At 45.1% G+C, this 19303-nt stretch carries 25 protein-coding genes; all 25 read left to right on the forward strand.

Annotated features, from left to right (window positions below):
- Positions 1–76 precede the first annotated feature (76 nt).
- The 25 genes from PO830_RS11015 to PO830_RS11135 all read left to right on the forward strand — a co-directional run bounded on the left by PO830_RS11015 (position 77) and on the right by PO830_RS11135 (position 19256).
- Entirely contained in the window at positions 77–670 is a 594-nt protein-coding gene (locus PO830_RS11015) for a hypothetical protein (protein ID WP_272853626.1), read from the forward strand.
- A gap of 116 nt (positions 671–786) precedes the next feature.
- Entirely contained in the window at positions 787–1554 is a 768-nt protein-coding gene (locus PO830_RS11020; RefSeq protein ID WP_272853627.1) for an SOS response-associated peptidase, read from the forward strand.
- Positions 1555–1618: 64 nt separating this feature from the next.
- The gene (locus PO830_RS11025; RefSeq protein ID WP_272853628.1) at positions 1619–2338 is read left to right on the forward strand and encodes a membrane or secreted protein; all 720 of its coding nucleotides are present in this window, start codon (positions 1619–1621) and stop codon (positions 2336–2338) included.
- A 3-nt stretch (positions 2339–2341) separates the two neighbouring features.
- Positions 2342–3400: a ligand-binding sensor domain-containing protein gene (locus tag PO830_RS11030; RefSeq protein WP_272853629.1), complete on the forward strand. Its 1059-nt coding sequence runs from the start codon at positions 2342–2344 to the stop codon at positions 3398–3400.
- Positions 3401–3445: 45 nt separating this feature from the next.
- On the forward strand, positions 3446–4069 hold the full coding sequence (locus PO830_RS11035) for a chloramphenicol acetyltransferase (protein WP_272853630.1): 624 nt from the start codon (positions 3446–3448) through the stop codon (positions 4067–4069).
- Between the two features lie 111 nt (positions 4070–4180).
- Positions 4181–4621, forward strand: coding sequence for a DUF7079 family protein (locus tag PO830_RS11040; RefSeq protein ID WP_272853631.1), 441 nt, complete (start codon positions 4181–4183; stop codon positions 4619–4621).
- A gap of 76 nt (positions 4622–4697) precedes the next feature.
- Positions 4698–5279: a YdeI/OmpD-associated family protein gene (locus PO830_RS11045; protein ID WP_272853632.1), complete on the forward strand. Its 582-nt coding sequence runs from the start codon at positions 4698–4700 to the stop codon at positions 5277–5279.
- 12 nt (positions 5280–5291) lie between these two features.
- Positions 5292–5681: an iron chaperone gene (locus PO830_RS11050; RefSeq protein ID WP_272853633.1), complete on the forward strand. Its 390-nt coding sequence runs from the start codon at positions 5292–5294 to the stop codon at positions 5679–5681.
- Positions 5682–5685: 4 nt separating this feature from the next.
- The gene (locus PO830_RS11055; protein ID WP_272853634.1) at positions 5686–6060 is read left to right on the forward strand and encodes a nuclear transport factor 2 family protein; all 375 of its coding nucleotides are present in this window, start codon (positions 5686–5688) and stop codon (positions 6058–6060) included.
- A gap of 111 nt (positions 6061–6171) precedes the next feature.
- Positions 6172–7833, forward strand: a complete 1662-nt coding sequence (locus PO830_RS11060) for a SulP family inorganic anion transporter (protein WP_272853635.1) — start codon at positions 6172–6174, stop codon at positions 7831–7833.
- 14 nt (positions 7834–7847) lie between these two features.
- Positions 7848–7985, forward strand: a complete 138-nt coding sequence (locus PO830_RS11065) for a hypothetical protein (RefSeq protein WP_272853636.1) — start codon at positions 7848–7850, stop codon at positions 7983–7985.
- A gap of 18 nt (positions 7986–8003) precedes the next feature.
- On the forward strand, positions 8004–8501 hold the full coding sequence (locus tag PO830_RS11070) for a VOC family protein (RefSeq protein WP_272853637.1): 498 nt from the start codon (positions 8004–8006) through the stop codon (positions 8499–8501).
- Between the two features lie 78 nt (positions 8502–8579).
- Positions 8580–9668 carry a ligand-binding sensor domain-containing protein gene (locus PO830_RS11075; protein ID WP_272853638.1) on the forward strand — a complete coding sequence of 363 codons (1089 nt, stop codon included), beginning with the start codon at positions 8580–8582 and terminating at the stop codon, positions 9666–9668.
- A 136-nt stretch (positions 9669–9804) separates the two neighbouring features.
- The gene (locus PO830_RS11080; RefSeq protein WP_272853639.1) at positions 9805–10215 is read left to right on the forward strand and encodes a carboxypeptidase-like regulatory domain-containing protein; all 411 of its coding nucleotides are present in this window, start codon (positions 9805–9807) and stop codon (positions 10213–10215) included.
- 9 nt (positions 10216–10224) lie between these two features.
- Complete coding sequence (locus PO830_RS11085) at positions 10225–10905, forward strand: transglutaminase domain-containing protein (RefSeq protein ID WP_272853640.1); 681 nt, start codon at positions 10225–10227, stop codon at positions 10903–10905.
- 53 nt (positions 10906–10958) lie between these two features.
- Complete coding sequence (locus PO830_RS11090; protein ID WP_272853641.1) at positions 10959–11570, forward strand: Crp/Fnr family transcriptional regulator; 612 nt, start codon at positions 10959–10961, stop codon at positions 11568–11570.
- Between the two features lie 53 nt (positions 11571–11623).
- Positions 11624–12937: a M20 metallopeptidase family protein gene (locus PO830_RS11095; RefSeq protein ID WP_272853642.1), complete on the forward strand. Its 1314-nt coding sequence runs from the start codon at positions 11624–11626 to the stop codon at positions 12935–12937.
- Between the two features lie 50 nt (positions 12938–12987).
- Positions 12988–13809, forward strand: coding sequence for a LytR/AlgR family response regulator transcription factor (locus PO830_RS11100; protein ID WP_272853643.1), 822 nt, complete (start codon positions 12988–12990; stop codon positions 13807–13809).
- Between the two features lie 81 nt (positions 13810–13890).
- Positions 13891–15105 carry a dioxygenase family protein gene (locus PO830_RS11105; protein WP_272853644.1) on the forward strand — a complete coding sequence of 405 codons (1215 nt, stop codon included), beginning with the start codon at positions 13891–13893 and terminating at the stop codon, positions 15103–15105.
- Between the two features lie 76 nt (positions 15106–15181).
- The gene (locus tag PO830_RS11110) at positions 15182–15928 is read left to right on the forward strand and encodes a DUF1835 domain-containing protein (protein WP_272853645.1); all 747 of its coding nucleotides are present in this window, start codon (positions 15182–15184) and stop codon (positions 15926–15928) included.
- A 34-nt stretch (positions 15929–15962) separates the two neighbouring features.
- Entirely contained in the window at positions 15963–17174 is a 1212-nt protein-coding gene (locus PO830_RS11115) for a DUF418 domain-containing protein (protein ID WP_272853646.1), read from the forward strand.
- Between the two features lie 92 nt (positions 17175–17266).
- Positions 17267–17542 (forward strand): hypothetical protein, encoded by a 276-nt coding sequence (locus PO830_RS11120; protein WP_272853647.1) that lies wholly within the window; start codon positions 17267–17269, stop codon positions 17540–17542.
- A 24-nt stretch (positions 17543–17566) separates the two neighbouring features.
- Positions 17567–18019: a VOC family protein gene (locus PO830_RS11125; RefSeq protein WP_272853648.1), complete on the forward strand. Its 453-nt coding sequence runs from the start codon at positions 17567–17569 to the stop codon at positions 18017–18019.
- A gap of 69 nt (positions 18020–18088) precedes the next feature.
- Complete coding sequence (locus tag PO830_RS11130) at positions 18089–18808, forward strand: DoxX family protein (protein ID WP_272853649.1); 720 nt, start codon at positions 18089–18091, stop codon at positions 18806–18808.
- A 16-nt stretch (positions 18809–18824) separates the two neighbouring features.
- Entirely contained in the window at positions 18825–19256 is a 432-nt protein-coding gene (locus tag PO830_RS11135; RefSeq protein ID WP_272853650.1) for a cytochrome c oxidase assembly factor Coa1 family protein, read from the forward strand.
- Positions 19257–19303 lie beyond the last annotated feature (47 nt).

The following is a 19303-nucleotide window of genomic DNA, read 5'->3' on the forward strand; positions in this document are numbered from 1 at the left end:
GATTTGTTTGGTTTCTAATAGACTTGACAGTACTACTGCTACATCCTAATTACACCAACGGTTTATAAAAAATAGAATGAAAAAGTGCATCACTATACTCGCTTTCCTCTGCATGGCGCAGGGTATCGCTCAATTCGACAAAAACCACGCAATCTATAGTTCGGGGGAAATAGCCTTCGGAAATTATTTTGGTATCGACGCTAATCTCAATTACGTATGGCATGAAAAGTTCTCTATAAAAGCCGGATTTTCCTGGTACATACGAAAACCCAAATCGCAACCGGAAGCATACGAATCTGGAATTTTTGAGGCTATTTTTCCTTTTCTAGTTTCTCCCACCGACCGACTTGAAACGTATCAGGTGTCAGTTGGACGTGTGTATAAATTGAACCCCAAAGGAAGTATTAGAGTCAATCTTTCACTAGGAGTTGGCTATAGTGAATTTAGAGAGCCATTTAATTGGCAGGTACAGGGTGAACCTTTTATTGCTTCTAATTACTCATGGGAGTATCGCGACGCCTATGCCGTAAGTCTCATCATCAATCCCAAGCTTGAGTTTCCAATTTCCAGATTTTACGGATTCACCTTGTCTCCCGTACTTCAGATCAACAAAGAGACCTTTTACATTGGCATTGGCATTGGACAAATGGTTGGTCTGCTGCGAAAATAGCACGTTAGGATGTGCTTCGGAAAACCGCTACTTCACAACCTGCGCAGTACAAGCTTATAATTATTTGTATCTTGTTGCCACTTCATTATGTAAAGTGTCCATAACTCCCCTTTTCTATGTGTTACGATGTAAAAGCTTCCATGGAAGCACAGCTAAAACGAGCCCAGCGCAGAGGCGACAACAATGCGGTCCAAGAAATAAAGAGGAACTTACTTCCGCTCTCCGATCTTCCCTTACACCACGTATCGGGGTTTCAACATCCCAAAATGTTAATTTATACCAACCGATCGCCAGCATTGCCAGCGTTGGCCACATGGGGACTCATTCCGCATTGGGTAAAAGACGGACAGCAAAAAAAACAACTTTGGAATAAAACGCTGAATGCGCGGGGCGAAACCATCTTTGAAAAACCCTCTTTTCGGAATGCCGCAAACTACCAGCGATGTTTGGTCTATGTCGATGGATTCTACGAACACCACCATTTCAAGGGGAACACCTACCCCTTTTTTATTCATGAAAAAGATAACGAGCCACTTGCCCTTGCAGGTTTATGGAGTGAATGGGAAGATCCCGAAACGGGAGTGACGATCAATTCGTTTTCTATTGTAACGACTGAAGGCAATTCGCTGATGGCAAAAATCCACAACAACCCTAAACTAAAAGGTCCTAGAATGCCGCTAATTCTTCCGGCAGCCATTGAAGATGCCTGGCTTGAAACCATAGAGGATGCGCTCGACAAGCAAAAGATTCAAGGGTTGATCCAATCGTATCCGGAAGAGGAACTACAAGCGCATACGGTACGCCGACTACGAGGAAAAGACTATCCCGGGAATATTGATTCCATTAGCGAACCGTTTGAATATGAAGAATTGGTAATTGCGTAATCCAAGTACAGGCAACGCCTGGATAAAAATCGTATCTTTTCATAACATTTGAAATTTGATCGCTATGAGAATCATTCCGTTTGTCTTGCTGCTATTATTTACCTTCAATTCGCTTCCTGCTCAGAGCATCTTGGGAGCTTGGGAACGATCGGCTACTTCAGAAGAAGGAATTCCACTCACACAGGTGGTTATATTCGCCGACGGCTTTCAAGTGGTGAGCACCTATCACACAAACGATGGGACGTTCGTGAACACCCAGGGAGGTACCTGGAGCCTAGCAGGAAGTACTATGACAGAAACGGTAGAATTCGATACCCATAATCCGGAAGCGGTTGGGACTACAAAATCGTTTCAAATACAGCTTTCCAAAGAGAGCCTTACCCTGCCTGAAGCGAATCAAACCTGGAAAAGGATCGATGACGGCACGCCCGGAGCACTACAAGGCGCCTGGTTGATGTCGGGTCGCATACGAGAGGGAGAGCTTCAGCAACGCGATACCAACAGACCGCGGAAAACCATGAAAATGGTATCTGGAACTCGATTTCAATGGATTGCCTACAATACCGAAACCAAACAATTTATGGGAACCGGTGGCGGCACGTACACCACGTCCAACGGTACCTACACCGAAACTATTGCGTTTTTTTCCCGAGATAACAGCAGAGTTGGTCGCAGCCTCCCGTTTGAGTATGAGTTGATTGATGGCAATTGGCATCACGCTGGTTTGTCCAGCAAGGGCGACCCTATTCATGAAATTTGGAGCCTTCGGAAGCCTAACCAATAATTGATGTCGGTTATGAAACGTTGGTCATTCCTCGTCCTTCTAACACTTACACTTGCTTGTGAGTCGCACAAAGAAAAAGAACCGATCGCGGAAGACGGCAACACAGTTTCAGTCATAAAGGGAACGCCCATTGGCGAATACGTGGTAAGCGTTTTCAAAGACAGCAAAAACCACCTATGGTTTGGAACGTTGGAGAACGGAGTGGCTCGCTACGATGGAACCGCCTTGCGTTACTTCACCACGAAAGACGGACTCCCTTCTAACCGAGTGGTTGCCATCGCGGAAGATGCTAAGGGTACCCTTTGGTTTGGTACTGGTCAAGGCGTCGCAACATACGACGGTAGGTCTTTTTCAAATTTTTCAGAAGCAGATGGGCTCGTCAGTAATATGGTAAGCACCTTGTTATTTGATGCTAATAATCTCCTGTGGATTGGTACCTGGAGCGGAGTAAGCACCTTTGACGGCACCACATTTAAGAGGTTCCCCTTACCCAAGCCAACGGTGACCACTCCTCTAAATCCCGACACTCAAAATTGGATTACGCACATTACAGCCGATCGCCATAATCATATTTGGATTGCGCGTGACGGATACGGCGCTACTAAATACGACGGTAAAGACTTCTCGTTCTTTTTAAAAAAGAACGGACTGCATTCGAATCATATTACCGACATCCTGGAAGATCGAAAGGGAACGTTATGGTTTGCTTCTCGCGTTGCAGAAAGAGACCATCCCGATCCCGAAAAACGTAGCGGCGCAGGGGGTGTTACCACTTTTGATGGTACGAACTATGGTCATTTTCCTGAAATCGAAAGCTTTAACTCAGGTGATGTTTATGAGTTATATGAAGCGCCATCGGGAGACCTTTGGATTAGTACTGTAGCAAACGGTGTCTACCACTACGACGGTAAGAGCTTTATTCATATGCCCGTTCCCATTGCTATTATGAGCATGGTCGAAGATGCCAAGGGAACACTGTGGTTAGGCGGTTCGGGCGGACTTTATAAACGAACGCCAGATGGAGTGATTAGCGAGGTTACCACGTATGGCCCTTGGAATTAATTTGAAATTGACTTTGCTATATTTGACCCCCCAAAAAAAGAGACCATGAAAAAACAAATCGACTTAGCGCAGTGGGATCGAAAAGAGCATTTTCTATTCTTTTCGAAGTTTGAAGAGCCGTTCTTCGGAATTACAGCCCGTGTAGATGTCACGAAAGCATATGCCAGGTCGCGGCAAACGGATACCTCTTTCTTTTTGTACTATCTGTATCGAGCCCTCAAAGCAGCCAATAAAGTGACCCATTTTCGCTACCGTATTGCTGGTGAAGAGGTGTTTGAATATGAAACTATTAATGCTTCGCCTACCATCATGCGCCCTAATGGAACCTTCGGTTTTTCGTATATCGATTATGACGAAAACGAAGCCTTGTTCTATAAAAACGCTAAGAATGAAATCGCTCGTGTACAACAAAGCACCTCGCTGTTAGCAGCCATGAACGGAGAAGATGTCATTCATTTCTCTGCCTTGCCTTGGATCGATTTTACCAGTTTAGCGCACGCCAGAAGTTTTACACATCCCGATAGTTGCCCCAAGATCTCTTTTGGGAAAATGGTAACCACAGCTGGCAAACAAGAGATGGCTGTTTCGGTGCATGGGCATCACGGACTCCTAGACGGGTCGCACATAGGTCAGTTTTTGGAACGTTTTCAAACCTTGCTGGATCAATAAGGCTTCGGAAGGGCTTAATTATTCGCCTTTCCGAAGGATAGCGTGTATGATAAAACCCTCAGGAGTTGTACCTTAACCTCCTTGTTTTCTTAAAATCTTCCGCACACAAAGATGCAAACAGAATCACGTAGAGAAACGATGCGAAACAATCACCCTCAGACCGCACTTGACCGATCACGGCGCTTTCCCGTTTGGAAAGCACTGTCCCAATTGTACCTCGACACCAAACTTCAGCAGGACGATTACAAACAGATCGGTACCATTTTATATTCCTCGGGTTTTACGCTCGCTGAAATTAAGGCCATACATCGGTACGAAGTAGTTCCGGTAGTAGGCACCAATTTGATGTCGGCTGCAGGTGTTTGGACGGGGTTTGATGACGCTTGGTTACAAACACAGTGCACCAAAGCCTATGAGAAAAGATCAAGGTGCGCATACCGATGGCGTATTAACGTTTATCTCTTTTTCTTCGGAAGCCTATTTAAAAAAGTAGAACAGACCATCAAAGCGCACTTTCTGAACGTACGAGTCCGCTCCAACGATTCCATCTAATTCGCGCTGAAGAAACATGTGGGCTTACGCGTACTTCAGAATAATCCGTATCTTTTGGGAACATTAGCACACAACTATGGACAAACGTGTCGCTGTATTCTTACAAGGTGCCCCACGATGGAACGAGGAAATGACGCTGCTTCGGAAGATCGTCATGAGCTGCGATCTTTCCGAAGACTTTAAATGGAACCATCCTTGCTACACCCACGACGGAAAGAACATTGTGCTTATTCACGGTTTCAAAGCGTATTGCGCCCTTCTATTTCACAAAGGAGCCTTATTGAAAGATCCTGAACAGCTACTGGTTCAGCAAACAAAAAATAGTCAGATTGCCCGGCAACTCCGTTTTCAGCATACAAAAGCGATCAACAAACAACAGGAAATAATCAAGGCCTATATCAAGGAAGCCATCAGGAATGAACGTCAAGGGAAATCGGTACCGCTTAAAACGACATCAGAGTACGAGGTTCCTAACGAGTTGCTACAAAAATTTGAAGCCGATCCCGAATATAAAAAAGCCTTTGACCAATTGACCCCAGGCAGACAACGAGGGTACCTGCTTTATTTCGGAGCTGCTAAACAAGCGAACACTCGACACGCTAGGATCGAAAAGGCCACAGCGAAGATCGAGGAAGGAAAAGGATATAATGAACGATAATCACTTTCAATTATGGCTAAAAGAGGACCTATGCCTACCTTTGAAACCGTAGCCGACTATATTGCCGCCCAACCTCCTGAGGTCCAGAGTGCGCTCAACACCTTACGAGCCCTCATTCTAGAAGCAGCTCCCGAGGCCACCGAGCTTATAAATTATAAAATTCCCGCCTATGCGTTGGTTCCCGGCGGAAAGCGAGACCAACAACTGATGATGGCAGGGCACTCCAAATTTGTTGGTTTTTATCCCTTTCCCACCACTATGGCCGCCTTTTCTGAAGCGCTGAAAGACTACAAACAAGGGAAAGGTTCGGTGCAGTTTCCACTAGACCAACCGCTACCCAAAGAACTCATTACCCGTATGGTGCGATTTCGGCAACAAGAACTTCAACAGCAAAAAAAATAATTCCATGACCATAGAACAAAATAAACAACATGCTATCGCCTTCTATAAAATGGCGTATGAAGGAAACCCTAAAGAAGCCATCGATCGCTATGTGGGTACACAATACGTTCAACACAACCCCGATGTTCCGGATGGAACAGAAGGTTTTATCGCATATTTTGAGCGCATGCAGCGCGAATTTCCTGAGAAAACCATTCGCTTTGTACGATGCATTGCGGAAGGGGATCTGGTTGCCCTACATACCCACCAGCTTTGGCCGGAGGAAGAATATGTAACCATGGACTTCTTCCGTTTTGACAGCGAAGGAAAGATCTGCGAACATTGGGATGCCATCCAAAGAATCCCAGAACAATCTCAAAACTTAAATACTATGTATTAAGTTCAAAACAGTTGCTTCCTTTTGAAAAATGAAACAAATACCATGGTAACAACAGAAAGGGTTATATCTTTATGATTGCAAATCACCTAACTCAAAAAAACTTCGGTCGCTATGTTTTCAAAGATCTACAATTTCAAGAATTTTAAAGGAGATTTTACCGGGGGACTGGTAGCAGGGGTCGTTGCCCTACCCTTGGCATTGGCCTTTGGCGTGCAGTCAGGTTTGGGAGCAACAGCCGGTTTATACGGGGCGATAGCTATCGGGATATTTGCCGCCCTTTGTGGTGGAACGCCCACACAGGCAAGTGGTCCTACGGGTCCGATGACCGTTGTATCGGCAGCCTTGGTGGCCGGCGCGATACAAATGAATGGAACGCTGGACAATGCTATGAACATCATCCTTCTCACCTTTCTGTTAGGGGGATTGTTTCAAGTTATTTTTGGGTTTCTGAATATTGCCAGTTACGTGAAGTATTTTCCCTACCCCGTGGTATCCGGCTTTATGAGTGGGGTGGGTTTGATCATTGTGATTCTCCAAATACTGCCCTTCGCCGGTCTCGAACCCGCAAAATCTACCGTGGCGGTATTGAAAGAATTTCCAAGTCTGTTTACAGAATTTAACGCGTCCGCCCTCATTTTAGGAGCCATCACTATTGCTATTTATTTTATTGTTCCGAAAATAACCAAAGCCATCCCCAGTGCTCTGGTTGCCTTAATTGTTGCTTCCTTGATCGCGTACTTCACCAAAATGGACGTACCGTTGATTGGCGATATCCCCTCGGGATTACCCGAATTCCAACTCGGAAACATTTTTAGCATCAATGCAGAGGCCTACAGTCTCATATTAGAGTATTCGCTTGTCCTTGCGGTGCTAGGGAGTATCGATTCATTACTCACCTCGGTGATTGCAGACAATATGACCAAAACCAAACACAATAGTAACCGAGAACTCATTGGGCAAGGTATTGGGAACATGATCGCCGCGGCATTTGGCGGAATTCCGGGAGCCGGAGCGACCAAAGGAACGGTGGTCAACATTAATGCTGGCGGAACCACGCGTTTGTCTGGAACGATCCACGGCTTGTTCTTACTAGCCGTTCTTCTCGGTCTTGGGCAACTCGCCTCGCACATCCCGTTATGCGTGCTGGCCGGATTGCTTATCCCAATTGGTTTCAAAATAATCGACTTTAAGGGTATTAAGCACCTCACCAAAGTTCCGAAGTCAGATTCGTTTGTCCTCATCTTAGTGATGATTATCACCACCTTCGGCAGTTTGATTCACGCCGTTGGAATTGGTATTGCACTGGCCTGTTTACTCTTTATGAAGAAGTCGGGTGACATTAGTGAACGCGGGATGGAAGTAGGAAATGTGGCAGACCTAGACGGCTCAAAGCCCTGGCAAGATGAGACCAGTTTCTACGAAGAATACAAAGAAAAAGTGATCATCAAACACTTGTATGGCCCCTTATTCTTTGGATTCACTTCCTACTTTAAGGATCAAATCAAAACCCTACCTGCGGGTGTCAAAGCCGTCATCTTGCGGATGGATCGTGTCCCGTACATGGATCAATCGGGTTTGTATACCCTGGAAGATATTATTTTTGATTTACGGGCCGGCGGAAAAGAAGTGATACTCGTCGGACTTCAGGAACAGCCCAGAGATATGCTGGAAAAAGTAGATATCATTCCCGATCTGGTTCCGGAAGACGATGTATTCGATACGATTGAAGCGAGTTTTGTATATCTGAAACAGAAACTAAAAGAGAAAGACTAACATCTATTTCCTGTATGGACAACAAAACAGCGGCTGAAACATTCTTGCAACTCGTAAGTTCGGGAAAGATACAGGAAGGTACGATCGTAGAACTTTGGGATCTGGGACAACCTATCGAACCTAATTCTCCAAATAAATACGGACTATTCTAACGTGTAATCAAAACATCTATGGTATCACTTCCGCATTACAACATCCCCGCAAAAACGCGCATTGGGCACGTACATCTTAAAGTTGCCAACCTGCAACGCTCTTTAGACTTTTATTGTGGTATTCTGGGGTTTGAAGTAACCATGACCTACGGACAAGAGGCTGCCTTTATTTCTGCCGGAGGGTATCATCATCATATCGGCCTAAACACCTGGCATAGTAAAGGAGCGGCGCCTGCGCCAAAACAGGCCCCGGGTTTATTTCATACGGCTATTGTATATCCTACTCGGAAAGAACTGGCCACGATTTTAAAACGTCTGCAGACCATCGATTATCCGCTCACCGGCGCGGCCGATCACGGGGTTTCCGAAGCCCTGTATTTAAATGACCCCGATGAGAATGGCGTCGAATTATATTGGGATCGCCCTCAAAAAGAATGGCCACAGAAACCGGATGGCACCCTAGATATGTACACCAAAAGTCTGGATCTAAACTCCCTCTTAGCAGAAGTACCCTAAAAGCCGCTATCGCGACGGCTATTCTCTCCTTTCTATCACTTAAATCCGTATCTTGAAGCATATTACCGATGTTAACCCATGATTTTCAAGACCTCAAAACAGTTCCTCCTATTGTTATTTCTAGGTACGTTTCTTCTCCTTGTTTGTGCCTGTAAAGAGATCGTTCATGAATCAAATACATCCACTCTTTCAAATCATACGAAACTGCTGACAACTCCTAAACTTCCGAACATTGATGGGAGCTTCTACAACGGAATAATGGACAATCAAAACCAACTTTGGTTTGCCACCCGAGGGAATGGTATTTTTCGTGTAAACGGAGCGCAGCTAACAAATTATACTACTGAAAACGGCCTGAGCAGTAATCATACAAACAGTATTTATGAAGATTCCAACGGCACCCTATGGGTTGGGACAAACAAAGGTGTGGATGTATTCGACGGAACTCAATTCAAACATCTCAAGGTTCCGTTTACAGATACCACCAGTGTTTGGTTAGATGCAGTATATCCTGTTGTTAACCCCAATGAGGTGATGTCGGTCATTGAAGACAACGAAGGCGCAATATGGCTGGGCACCAATGGTGCCGGGGTCTATCGATATGATGGCTCCTCGTTTACACAACACCTTGCGAAGGTGGGTATGGTTTATGACGATGGCAAGCATCACAACATTGTTCTCACTATGGATAAAGATAGCGCAGGAACGCTTTGGTTTTCCTCCTTAAGTCACGGAGGCGTGAGTTCGTATGATGGTGAACGATTTACACATTACGTATCTGCGCTGAGCGATGATTTTATACGCGTGGTCTATGTCGATAGCAAGGATATTGTCTGGGTAGGAACCCATGGTAATCATAAGGGGGGGCTGGATCGAATAGACGCTTCGGGAATTACTTCATTTTGGAAAAAAGAGGATGGCTTCCGGCATAATAATGTTTCCCAAATCTTTGAGGATTCTAAAGGTCGGCTTTGGATGGCAAGCGGTACCACTCCCTTGAGCCTTTTTAAAGACGGGCATTTTAAGCGGTTCACTTCGGAAGCAAATACAACTTTTCCCTCGATTCATTTTATTTTAGAAGATTCAGACCACAATATCTGGTTTGGCGGGAATAACGGACTCTGGAGATTTGACGGTACCCAAACCGTTTCTATGGTTCAGGAGTAATACTGTTGTTAGTTCGAAACTATTTCTTCCCTCAGTCATTGCACCCGCTGACGCATCCAGAATGCGAGTTGCCTAAACGGCAATAGGTTCTCCCCTGCTACTTCACGAGCTTTATGGAAACAAAAACACATATCTTATGAAAACAGCTATCTATCGTAACCCCGTACTTCCAATGAAATCCTTATTTCTTGGAATGTTGACCCTCATGACCTTTCTAATCACTTCGGAAATGACCGCGCAAGATCAAAAACGAACTGTGACCGGTATTGTGAAAAGCACCGATGGCCCCGTATTTGGCGCTACCGTGGTATTGAAGGGAACTGCCATTGGTGTGGCCACCGATGATAAAGGTGCCTTTACCTTTCCGGAAAAGCTTTCAGACAATGACGTTCTGGTAGTGAGCTTTCTGGGCTATCAAACCGCCGAAGTTCGCATTTCAGAGGAAACCACCTTCGTCACGCCCTTCCTGGCAGACGACCCTGTAATTATTAAAACCGCCCTGCGTACGCGATCCTCGAAGACTACTGCCAAAACCCTTCAGAAATAATAGTGCGTAATGAGAATTCTATGGGTGATTACAGCCTTCTTCCTGTGGGTGCCTCTTTGGGCGCAGCAAAGCGATTTTGAGAACATTGACTTTTGGAGAGCCGATTATATCGCAACGCAACAACAAGGGGAAGGCTTGCACCTACTCCCCATTCTTGTGCATGAACTAACCGCTGCCCTACCTACCGATGTAGAAAAGTTCAGAGCTATCTACTATTGGGTCTGTCATAATATCAAAGGAAATTATCACTTGATGCGGAAAAACCGCAACACCTTACGCGCATTAGAAAACGATTCGCTGGCGCTCGCAAGCTGGAATCGTACCATTCAGAAGGAAGTATTTAACACGCTACGGACCTCCAACGAAACCTTATGCACCGGATATGCCTACTTACTGAAAGAAATGGCTGCCTTAGCGGGTATTCGCGCAGTCATCATCCATGGTACAGGCACCTGGGACCAATCATCAAGTCGTGCCAGAAACAAATCGATGCACTCCTGGAATGCCGTACAATTAAATGGAAAATGGTATCTCTGCGATGCTACTTGGTCTAGCGGGTATATCGATATGGAAACGCGTCTTTTTAGATTCGACTATGACGATCGGTTTTTTCTCATGGATCCTGAAACCTTTCGTGAAACACACGAGCCCGATGATGTCGTTTGGCAGTTGATTCCAATAACAAAATGATTCGCGCGCATGCGAAATGATGGAAATTGGGATGAAATAAGTATCTTCCCAACGTGAACTATTCGACCTCCCTTTCCGAAGAAAAAAAGCAGCAATATCAAGAACGCTTCCTTCAGGAGTTTCCCTACGCTACCCCCCAAGAGCAAGCGCTTTTGACATCGAATATAGGATTCAAAATCCTGAAAAAAGGTTCCTATTTCTTAACTTCCGGCACCGTGCAGACTGCGATGGGCTATGTGTGCAGCGGACTCCTACGAAGGTATTATGTGAACGACAAAGGAAACGAAATAACCACCGGATTTATTCAAGAAGAAGAGTTTGCAACCGACTACCCGGCCTTTCTCAGACAACAGCCTACCCAACACAACTTACACTGCCTGGAACCCACCGTATTGATTACACTTCCCTTTCCCATTATTCAGGAAAGTTATAGCAGCTCGAAGAATAGCGAACGCCATGGGAGGCAAATTGCGGAACGTGTGTTGACCATTTTGAGTGATCGCGTAGAAGGATTCTTGTTTCTAACCGCCGAAGAGCGCTACCTCAAATTTCTGAAGGAACACCCCAACCTCAGCAATCGGATTAGCCTCACGCATCTTTCCTCTTTCTTAGGAATTGAACGCCAATCGTTAAGTAGAATACGAAAACGAATCGCGCAATCCTAGTTTTGTCACAATTGTGACAGGTACCTTTAAAGGTTTTCGTTCATCTTTGTGCTATGAAAACAATCACACTCACCTCCATCGTATTAAGTATTTGCCTGTATTGCTGTAGTTATGCACAGCAAAAACCACTAGACAACACGCTTCACCAAAACATTCAAAAAGAAGTGGAAACCCTCGCAGACACTCTTATTCGTGTGCGCCGACATCTATATCAGTATCCAGAAGTTTCTGGAGAAGAAAAACAAACCGCCCGTTTTGTGGCGGCCTATCTGAAGCGAATCGGACTCGAAGTACATACCGGTATAGGAGGGTATGGTGTCGTAGGAATACTTCGCGGAGCCCAAGACGGTCCGAAAATTGCCTGGCGCGCCGACATGGACGCGCTTCCCTCCAAAGATCCAGACCCCCTTCCCTTCGCTTCAAAGCATCCCGGGAAGCGTCATCAGTGCGGGCACGATGTGCACACCACCATCGCTCTTGGAATTGCTTCGGCATTGTCGAAGGTAGCATCTCAATTACGCGGCACCGTGTATTTTATCTTTCAACCTTCCGAAGAAAATTATAAAGGAGCCGCGGCCATGATGGACGATGGTCTATTTGACCTAATACAACCTGATGAGATCTACGGCGCCCATATTGCGCCGATGGCAAGCGGACTTATAACCACAAAGCCGAACTATATTTTTGCGACCTACCGGCAATTGAAACTCACCTTCACCCAAGACGACACAGTGACCGAAGAGGAAGTAGTTGCTGAAGCTCGATCATTGCTTGCTGCGCTTCAAACCGTAGAAAAAGAGAGTCCTTTTTGGGACAATCGCAACTTATTGAGTCCGGAGATCGGTGTAGGAAGCCCAAACACAATCTTCAAAGACTATATTACCGTAGCAGAGGATATGCCCTTCAATAAAGAAAAAGATAGCTATTCGGTAAGTGGGTATTTGACAATGAGTAATTTGAAAATTCTTGATTCCCTCCCAACTTATGTGGAACAGCAACTGAAAGAATCGAAGTATCGTCATATTGTTAAAAGCGTAGCCTATGCTTCCGACACTTTTGTCTATGGCGACCAACGGAAGCAGGTGATCAATGACCCCGCCTTGGCCAATCAAGCTATGGAAACAATTTCTAATGTGTACGGAAGCGCCGTTGCACCGCCCATGTATGGGGTAATTCCAGACGGTCGCGGTGATGATTTTTCGTATTTTCAAGAAGAAGTTCCAAGTGTGTATTTTCTCATCGGAGGATCTAATTTCGAAAAAGGCATCATTGCCATGCCCCATGCGCCAAATTTTCAAGTGGACGAATCTTGTATTTCGAGTGGGGTTTCCTATTTCGCTTCGCTGATCGCCGTACGGCTGTACTAGGCAGCGGTATTTCCGGTAGCTAGTTGGAAAACATTACGTATCTTCAGAGTATGATACGCATTCCTGCTATTTTTTCGGAAACGAAAGAACGACGCCCATGGGTAACCCCAATGTTAGGCATTGGATTGGTGATGCTTATCGGTTTGTCGATTTTGCAGGATTTTATGTTTAGCGAGATAAAGAACACCGGATTCTATGTATCCGAATCGCTTCTCTATAACTCGCTTTGGCTGTATGTAATTCCTTTAGGAGGATTGCTTCGGAAGACCATCTCACGAATCACAATCGCTAGCAAACGGTTGCAATGGAGCGCCTATTTCGGAGTTGTTGTAGGAATCACACTTGTACATCTGTTGCTGTTTACTGTCGTTTTTGTGGGCATAAGCTGGTTGCTGTACACGCCAACCCACCGCTTCTCGGGCATTTTCAACACCATACTCACACATCAAAGTGCGCTGTTGCTGGTAGTGTATGGAATTGTCGTGGTCGTTCAGAAAAAAAAGGATGCTATGGCGTTATTCGGGCCAACAAAAGAACCCATATCGCGTGTCCTTAAACTTAAGCAAGGCACTAAAATACGCACCGTTCCGATCGCTCAAATATGTTGTATTACAACAGATAAGCCGTATTCGGCTCTGCATACGCTGAAGAAAAAACATTTAGACCGTCGGAGTTTAAAAGAATTTGAAACCCTATTGCCTTCGGAAAAATTTGTACGGATTCACCGAGCTAGCCTGGTGAATACCGATTCGGTATGTGAACTTCGGTCTCGAAAAAACGGGGATTACGACGTCCTTCTGAAAAATGGCATGGAACTTAGAATGAGCAGACACTACCGCAGTCATTGGGAACAACTCCTCCACTCAGACTAGCCGCTACTCCACTGAGACATATTCGCCGAAATCTTCTCGGCTTCTTCGAGAATTGCCATTATTTTCAGAAGAAAAACATTCATGACCCTATTAAAACATTTCTGGCTTATATGCTTGGTGTTGGTTCCGCATTATAGCTGTACCAATCAAATACACCCTAACAATGAGGTCACCACGGTACTACCTAGCGATTTTGACACCCACCCTCCCTTCTACTACAAAATGCCGGAGGGGTTAACAGCGATCGACACCAGTGCCGGCTGGAAAGAAGCCGGTCAGAAAATAGTTCTAACCGGAATCGTCTATAAAGCTGATGGTATCACGCCCGCAGCAGACGTGTTACTGTATTACTATCACACCAACCCGCAAGGGGTTTATGAAGTAAAACCAGAGGAGCCCCTAAACATGCCTAAAAACGAGCTAGGGCAAACCCACGGTTATTTGCGAGGATGGGTACAAACCGGTAGGGATGGCACCTACCGTATTCATACGCTTATGCCGGGAAGCTACCCCAGCAGGGCAGCGCCTGCACATATTCATGTATATGTAAAAGAGCCAAACATGAAAGCGCCGTACTATCTGGATGATTTCGTTTTTGATCACGATCCGCTCCTCACTTCTCAGGAACGAGCGCAATTGGAAAACCGAGGCGGCAGCGGTATTATTCGATTCGTTCAAAAAAAGGAACTTTGGATTGGGGAGCGCAATCTGTATTTGGGACGAAATATCCCGGAGTATCCAAAATCGGTTGCCCACCCACCTCGCTCAGGTAAACCCATAGGAGAAGACCTGGCTTCCTTTACTCCCTATCACGCTTATGGCCCCGATGCTGGCACCACCGTTTGCCCTATTTGCAAATATGGTTGGTACCACGGAATACTCTATTTTGTGGGTACAGAACCCGATTGGGAATCGGTTAAAAAATGGTTGCTCTTCTTAGATCAGGAAAGTAGGAAACGGAAGAACTATCTAAAAGTTTATTTTGTGTATGGAAATCCAAAAAATTTTGAAGCCGCTAAGCGAATGGAAACACTAAGCGCCATAGGAAATGAACTCGACCTTCAACAAGTAGCCCTCACCTTTGTACCCTCCTTTTTGGATACGCTCTCGGGAGTGCATAAGAACGCCATCAATCCCTCGGTATCGAATACCTTTTTACTCTATAAGCGAAGTAACGTAATAGGAAATTTCAATAATTTTGAGCCCATCCCCGAAAACTTTCAAAAACTTCAAAACACCTTGAATGCTACAACAAACGAATGGTTTCCGCTCTCACCTCCAACCTACGAACAGTAAGTGCATCGGTTTGAAAATCGACTAAAGTTGTGTACGCCGTAGGAAATGGGTTATCTTTACCTTCAGAAGGATAGCCGTGAAAACCGAGTACCATATTTTAAATGGCGACGCGCTTAAAGAGCAGTTTCCGAAGCCCTTGAAAGGAATTATCTATGTTGCAAGAGAATGTCTGGTAGACGGTCCTGTACAAGCCGATACCGACCAGGACTTCTTTAGGTTTCGTGCGCAATTTATCGAACAGGCTTACGACCTGGATGAAGCTGCCTACTACGCTAGGAAATCGGTGATCGAATTCGAAAAGATACAGCAAATCCCTTCAGAAGCAACCGTACATCTCTGGTTTGAAGACGATCTGTTCTGCCAAGTAAATATGTGGTTTGTTTGTCATCTATTGTGGAAGTCTTCCAAAGATAGAACGATATACCTCATCCGCCCCGAAGAACATCGAATTTACGGTTTTGGACACATGGACGAGAAAGCTTTGATAACAGCCTATGACCATAAAACCCTGCTTCCAACTCTCAAAACCTTTTCAGCACTATGGAAGGCCTATCAACATAACGACAAAGAACAACTCCTGGCACTAGCCGCGACGTTGCAAACAAACTTTCCCCAGGTTGCCGCAGCCGTGCAGGCACACCTGGACAGATCGCCCGATCACAGCGGACTCGGAAAACCGGAACGAATTATCAAGGAAATAATGAACGGTCAAGAAACAAATCAGTTTGGGCCCATCTTTCGGGAGTTTTGCCGCCGTGCCCCCGAATACGGTTTTGGAGACCTTCAAGTAAAAAAATTATGGGAACGTCTCAAATCGACATGACAGTCGATTCCGCCTATTTCCAAAGCATCTCCTATTGAACGAAACGTCTCCCATACGCCCAACCAAAAAAACGCAACGTATCACGCTGTTAGATGTGTATCGCGGGTTTGCCATTTTGGGAATCTTTGTGGTAAATATCACCGTGATGCACTCCACCTACCTCAATCAAGATGTGTACAATGCCCAATGGACAGCTAGTATTGATGTGTGGACACAACGTATCTTACAACTGTTTTTTTATACCAAATTTTTTCCGATTTTTTCTCTACTCTTTGGTTGGGGAATGGCCATGCAAGCACTTAAAATGAAAGAAAAGCAGGGCGTTTCCTTGGTATTCTTCGCAAGAAGAATGGGCTATTTATGGTTGTTTGGCGTGTTACACATCGCATTCTTATGGTCGGGAGACGTGTTGCATTTGTATGCCGTATTAGGACTTCTTATTACGCCACTCATCGTGCAGCGAAGCACCCTTCTCATATGGCTTTCTGTTATTTTGTTAGTCTTTCCTTTTTACGATACGCTGCTTTCTGAGGTCTTTACCCGCTTGTCGTTAACTCCTGAATCCACTTTATCTGGATACGATGCCCAATCGGTACGAGAAATTATTCGGCAGGGTAGTTTTTCAGAGGGCATACAGCTCCGATTTCGAGAATACGTGGCGAACCTTCCCATGCTTCTTGGGTATTTAGCTCCCATGGCCCTGAGCATGTTTTTACTCGGGCTTTATCTCGGAAAAATGAAAATTCACCTGCGGCTCTCGGCGGTGATTCAAAGCATTACTATTCCGATGCTAGCCATCGCAATACTCTCAAACGCTTATCGATTGGTCTTTCTATTTGTACTACCGGAATATGAGCTATACCGCGATCCACAATTCCGCCCGTATTTTATAAAATTGATGGTGGTTTGCGATGTGCTCATGGGGCTCTTTTATTTGTGGTGCATCGGCTGGCTGTGGTATCGCAAGTGTGGACGCCCGATGCTTCGGCCCTTACGTTTTGTAGGAAGAATGGCGCTCACCCATTACCTTTTCCAAAGTGCAATTGGAGTTTGGCTCTTTACAGCCGTGGGACTGAGCAACTATGAAACATTTCGCCCCTATGAACTATTTGGAATCGCGCTGTTGGTGTTTATCCTCCAAATCTTCCTTAGCAAGGTATGGCTACGGTATTTTAGGTTCGGTCCTGTAGAATGGATTTGGCGCTGTGCCACTTATGGAAAATGGTTCCCCCTTAGAAAACGATAAATAAAGTATTATTTTAGACAGCATGAAAAACATTCATGGCTATAAAGAATAGCGTTGGAAAACCTTGATAAAAAACAGCATCCTACTGTATTGTGATACGAGCACTACAAATTATTTTTGGAATCGTAGCCCTGCTCATCGGGTTGCTTAATTCCCTCTGGGGGAACGACCCGGGATATGGAATCGCAGTAGTGCTAGCAGCCCTGTTGTTTTTCCCGGGTGTATTTGAATTTCTTACTAAAAAAATAGGCATCCAACTTCCAAAATGGACCTTGATACTTTTGGCCTTGTTCATTCTATGGACGGCCTTGGGCGTTGCAGAACTGTTTGCGAAAATAGCCTTCATGCGAAATGACCTGAACGTATAACAACCTTGAACAAATTTTTCTCTTATGAAATATATCCTTGCCTTTTTGCTTTTTTATATCTCCTTCGGAAATAGTATGGGACAAAACGAAACCGATCTATCCCTAAAGTTTAATCACATCGCTATTTCGGTGAAAGATGTTGACGTGGCAGCTACTTTTTATCAAAATGTGATGGGACTTCAAGAAATTACCAATCGAACTGAAAAAGAAGGGATTCGCTGGTTTTCCCTGGGAGAAGGTAAAGAATTACATCTCATTTCGACTATAGAAAGTTCCATTCAGCTCAATCGAGCCGTGCATATGGCCGTTTCGACCGCGAACTTTGAGGGACTCATCAAGCGACTCGAGCAATTGAAAGTGCCGTATTCGGATTGGCCGGGAACCCCAAATAAGATTTTTATCCGCGCTGATGGTATTCAACAGATCTATATTCAAGATCCAGACGGTTACTGGATCGAAATAAATAGCGCCGAATAAGCCCTTCTAAATTCAAAACTATTGCTCATAGTTACGCAACTTCCCGCTCGAATTTGAATCTAGCTGAATATGAAATTCACTCAAAAACTCGAACACTGGCATCAGCAGCACAAAAGCAATCAATGGATCTATTTATTCTCCATTTTTACACGATTGGTGCTGGCTGCAGGCTTCCTACCGTCCGGATATGTGAAGGTGGTCGGCGAACGGTTTACAGCTTTAGCCAATGAACACCCCATGGGCGCGTACCTAGAGGCACTGTTTCATACCGGATATTACTATACCTTTATCGGAATAGCGCAAATGCTAGCAGCGATATTACTATTGATTCCACGTACCGTGACGCTAGGTGCCTTATTATACTTACCAATCATTTTAAATATTTGCATCCTGTCTTTCTCCGTGCGCTTTGACGGCTCCCTCTTTACCGCGCCCTTAATGGTCTTGGCAACCTTGTTTCTGTTGTGGTGGAACTATGACAAGATCAAGTTTTTACTGCCGTGGAAATCAAGTCCATCTCAGCCTACGGATGCTCCACCGTTAAAACGCCGTTGGAAGTTTCCGTGGAAATTCGCTGGAAGTGCATTGGCGATGTTTACCTTCGTGATTGGCGGTGTCATTGCTATGAATATTTACACCATTATGCCACGAAATAGCGTTGCAGCGTGTCAATTGCAATTTGAAAACGGAGCCCATGAAACATTAGGTGCTCAGTTTTGCGATTGTATTCACAATCAAGGTCGTTCCTTACGTCAGTGCCTCGACGCTTATCCAACACTAACAAAATAAAGTAGCACTCCCCTGTATGAATCGAAATAAAAAAATCCTGCTCGGTAGTACCGTCGCTGCGCTGGGCGTTATTATCATATGGTTTCTAGCTTCTGATTTGAACAAGGTCACCGGAGATCTGGTACAAGCGTATGCCGATCCAGAACTATATGAACAGGCAATAGCCCTTGCGAACAAAAATACTGAAGCGCAAACCTATCTTGGGACGTTAGCACCCATAGGTAATATGGCTATCCTCGAAGGAGAAACCCGATATTCGAACGAACACCAAAAGGTAACCACAACGGTGCGCGTCAAAGGAACGAAAGGAAATGCCCGGCTCGATATCAAGGCAGCGCGTGTTAATGATGTTTGGCAATACCGTCTCATCAGACTGCGAATTAAGAGTCCGCCCGAAAAAAAACGCACTATCCTCATACGAGAGGAAGCGCATCCTGTAGAGAAATAAAAAAGGTGAGTCAGATGACTCACCTTTTCTATTATGCAAAGATCTTT

The sequence above is a fragment of the Altibacter sp. HG106 genome (genome assembly GCF_028561755.1).
GTDB lineage: Bacteria > Bacteroidota > Bacteroidia > Flavobacteriales > Flavobacteriaceae > DFVG01.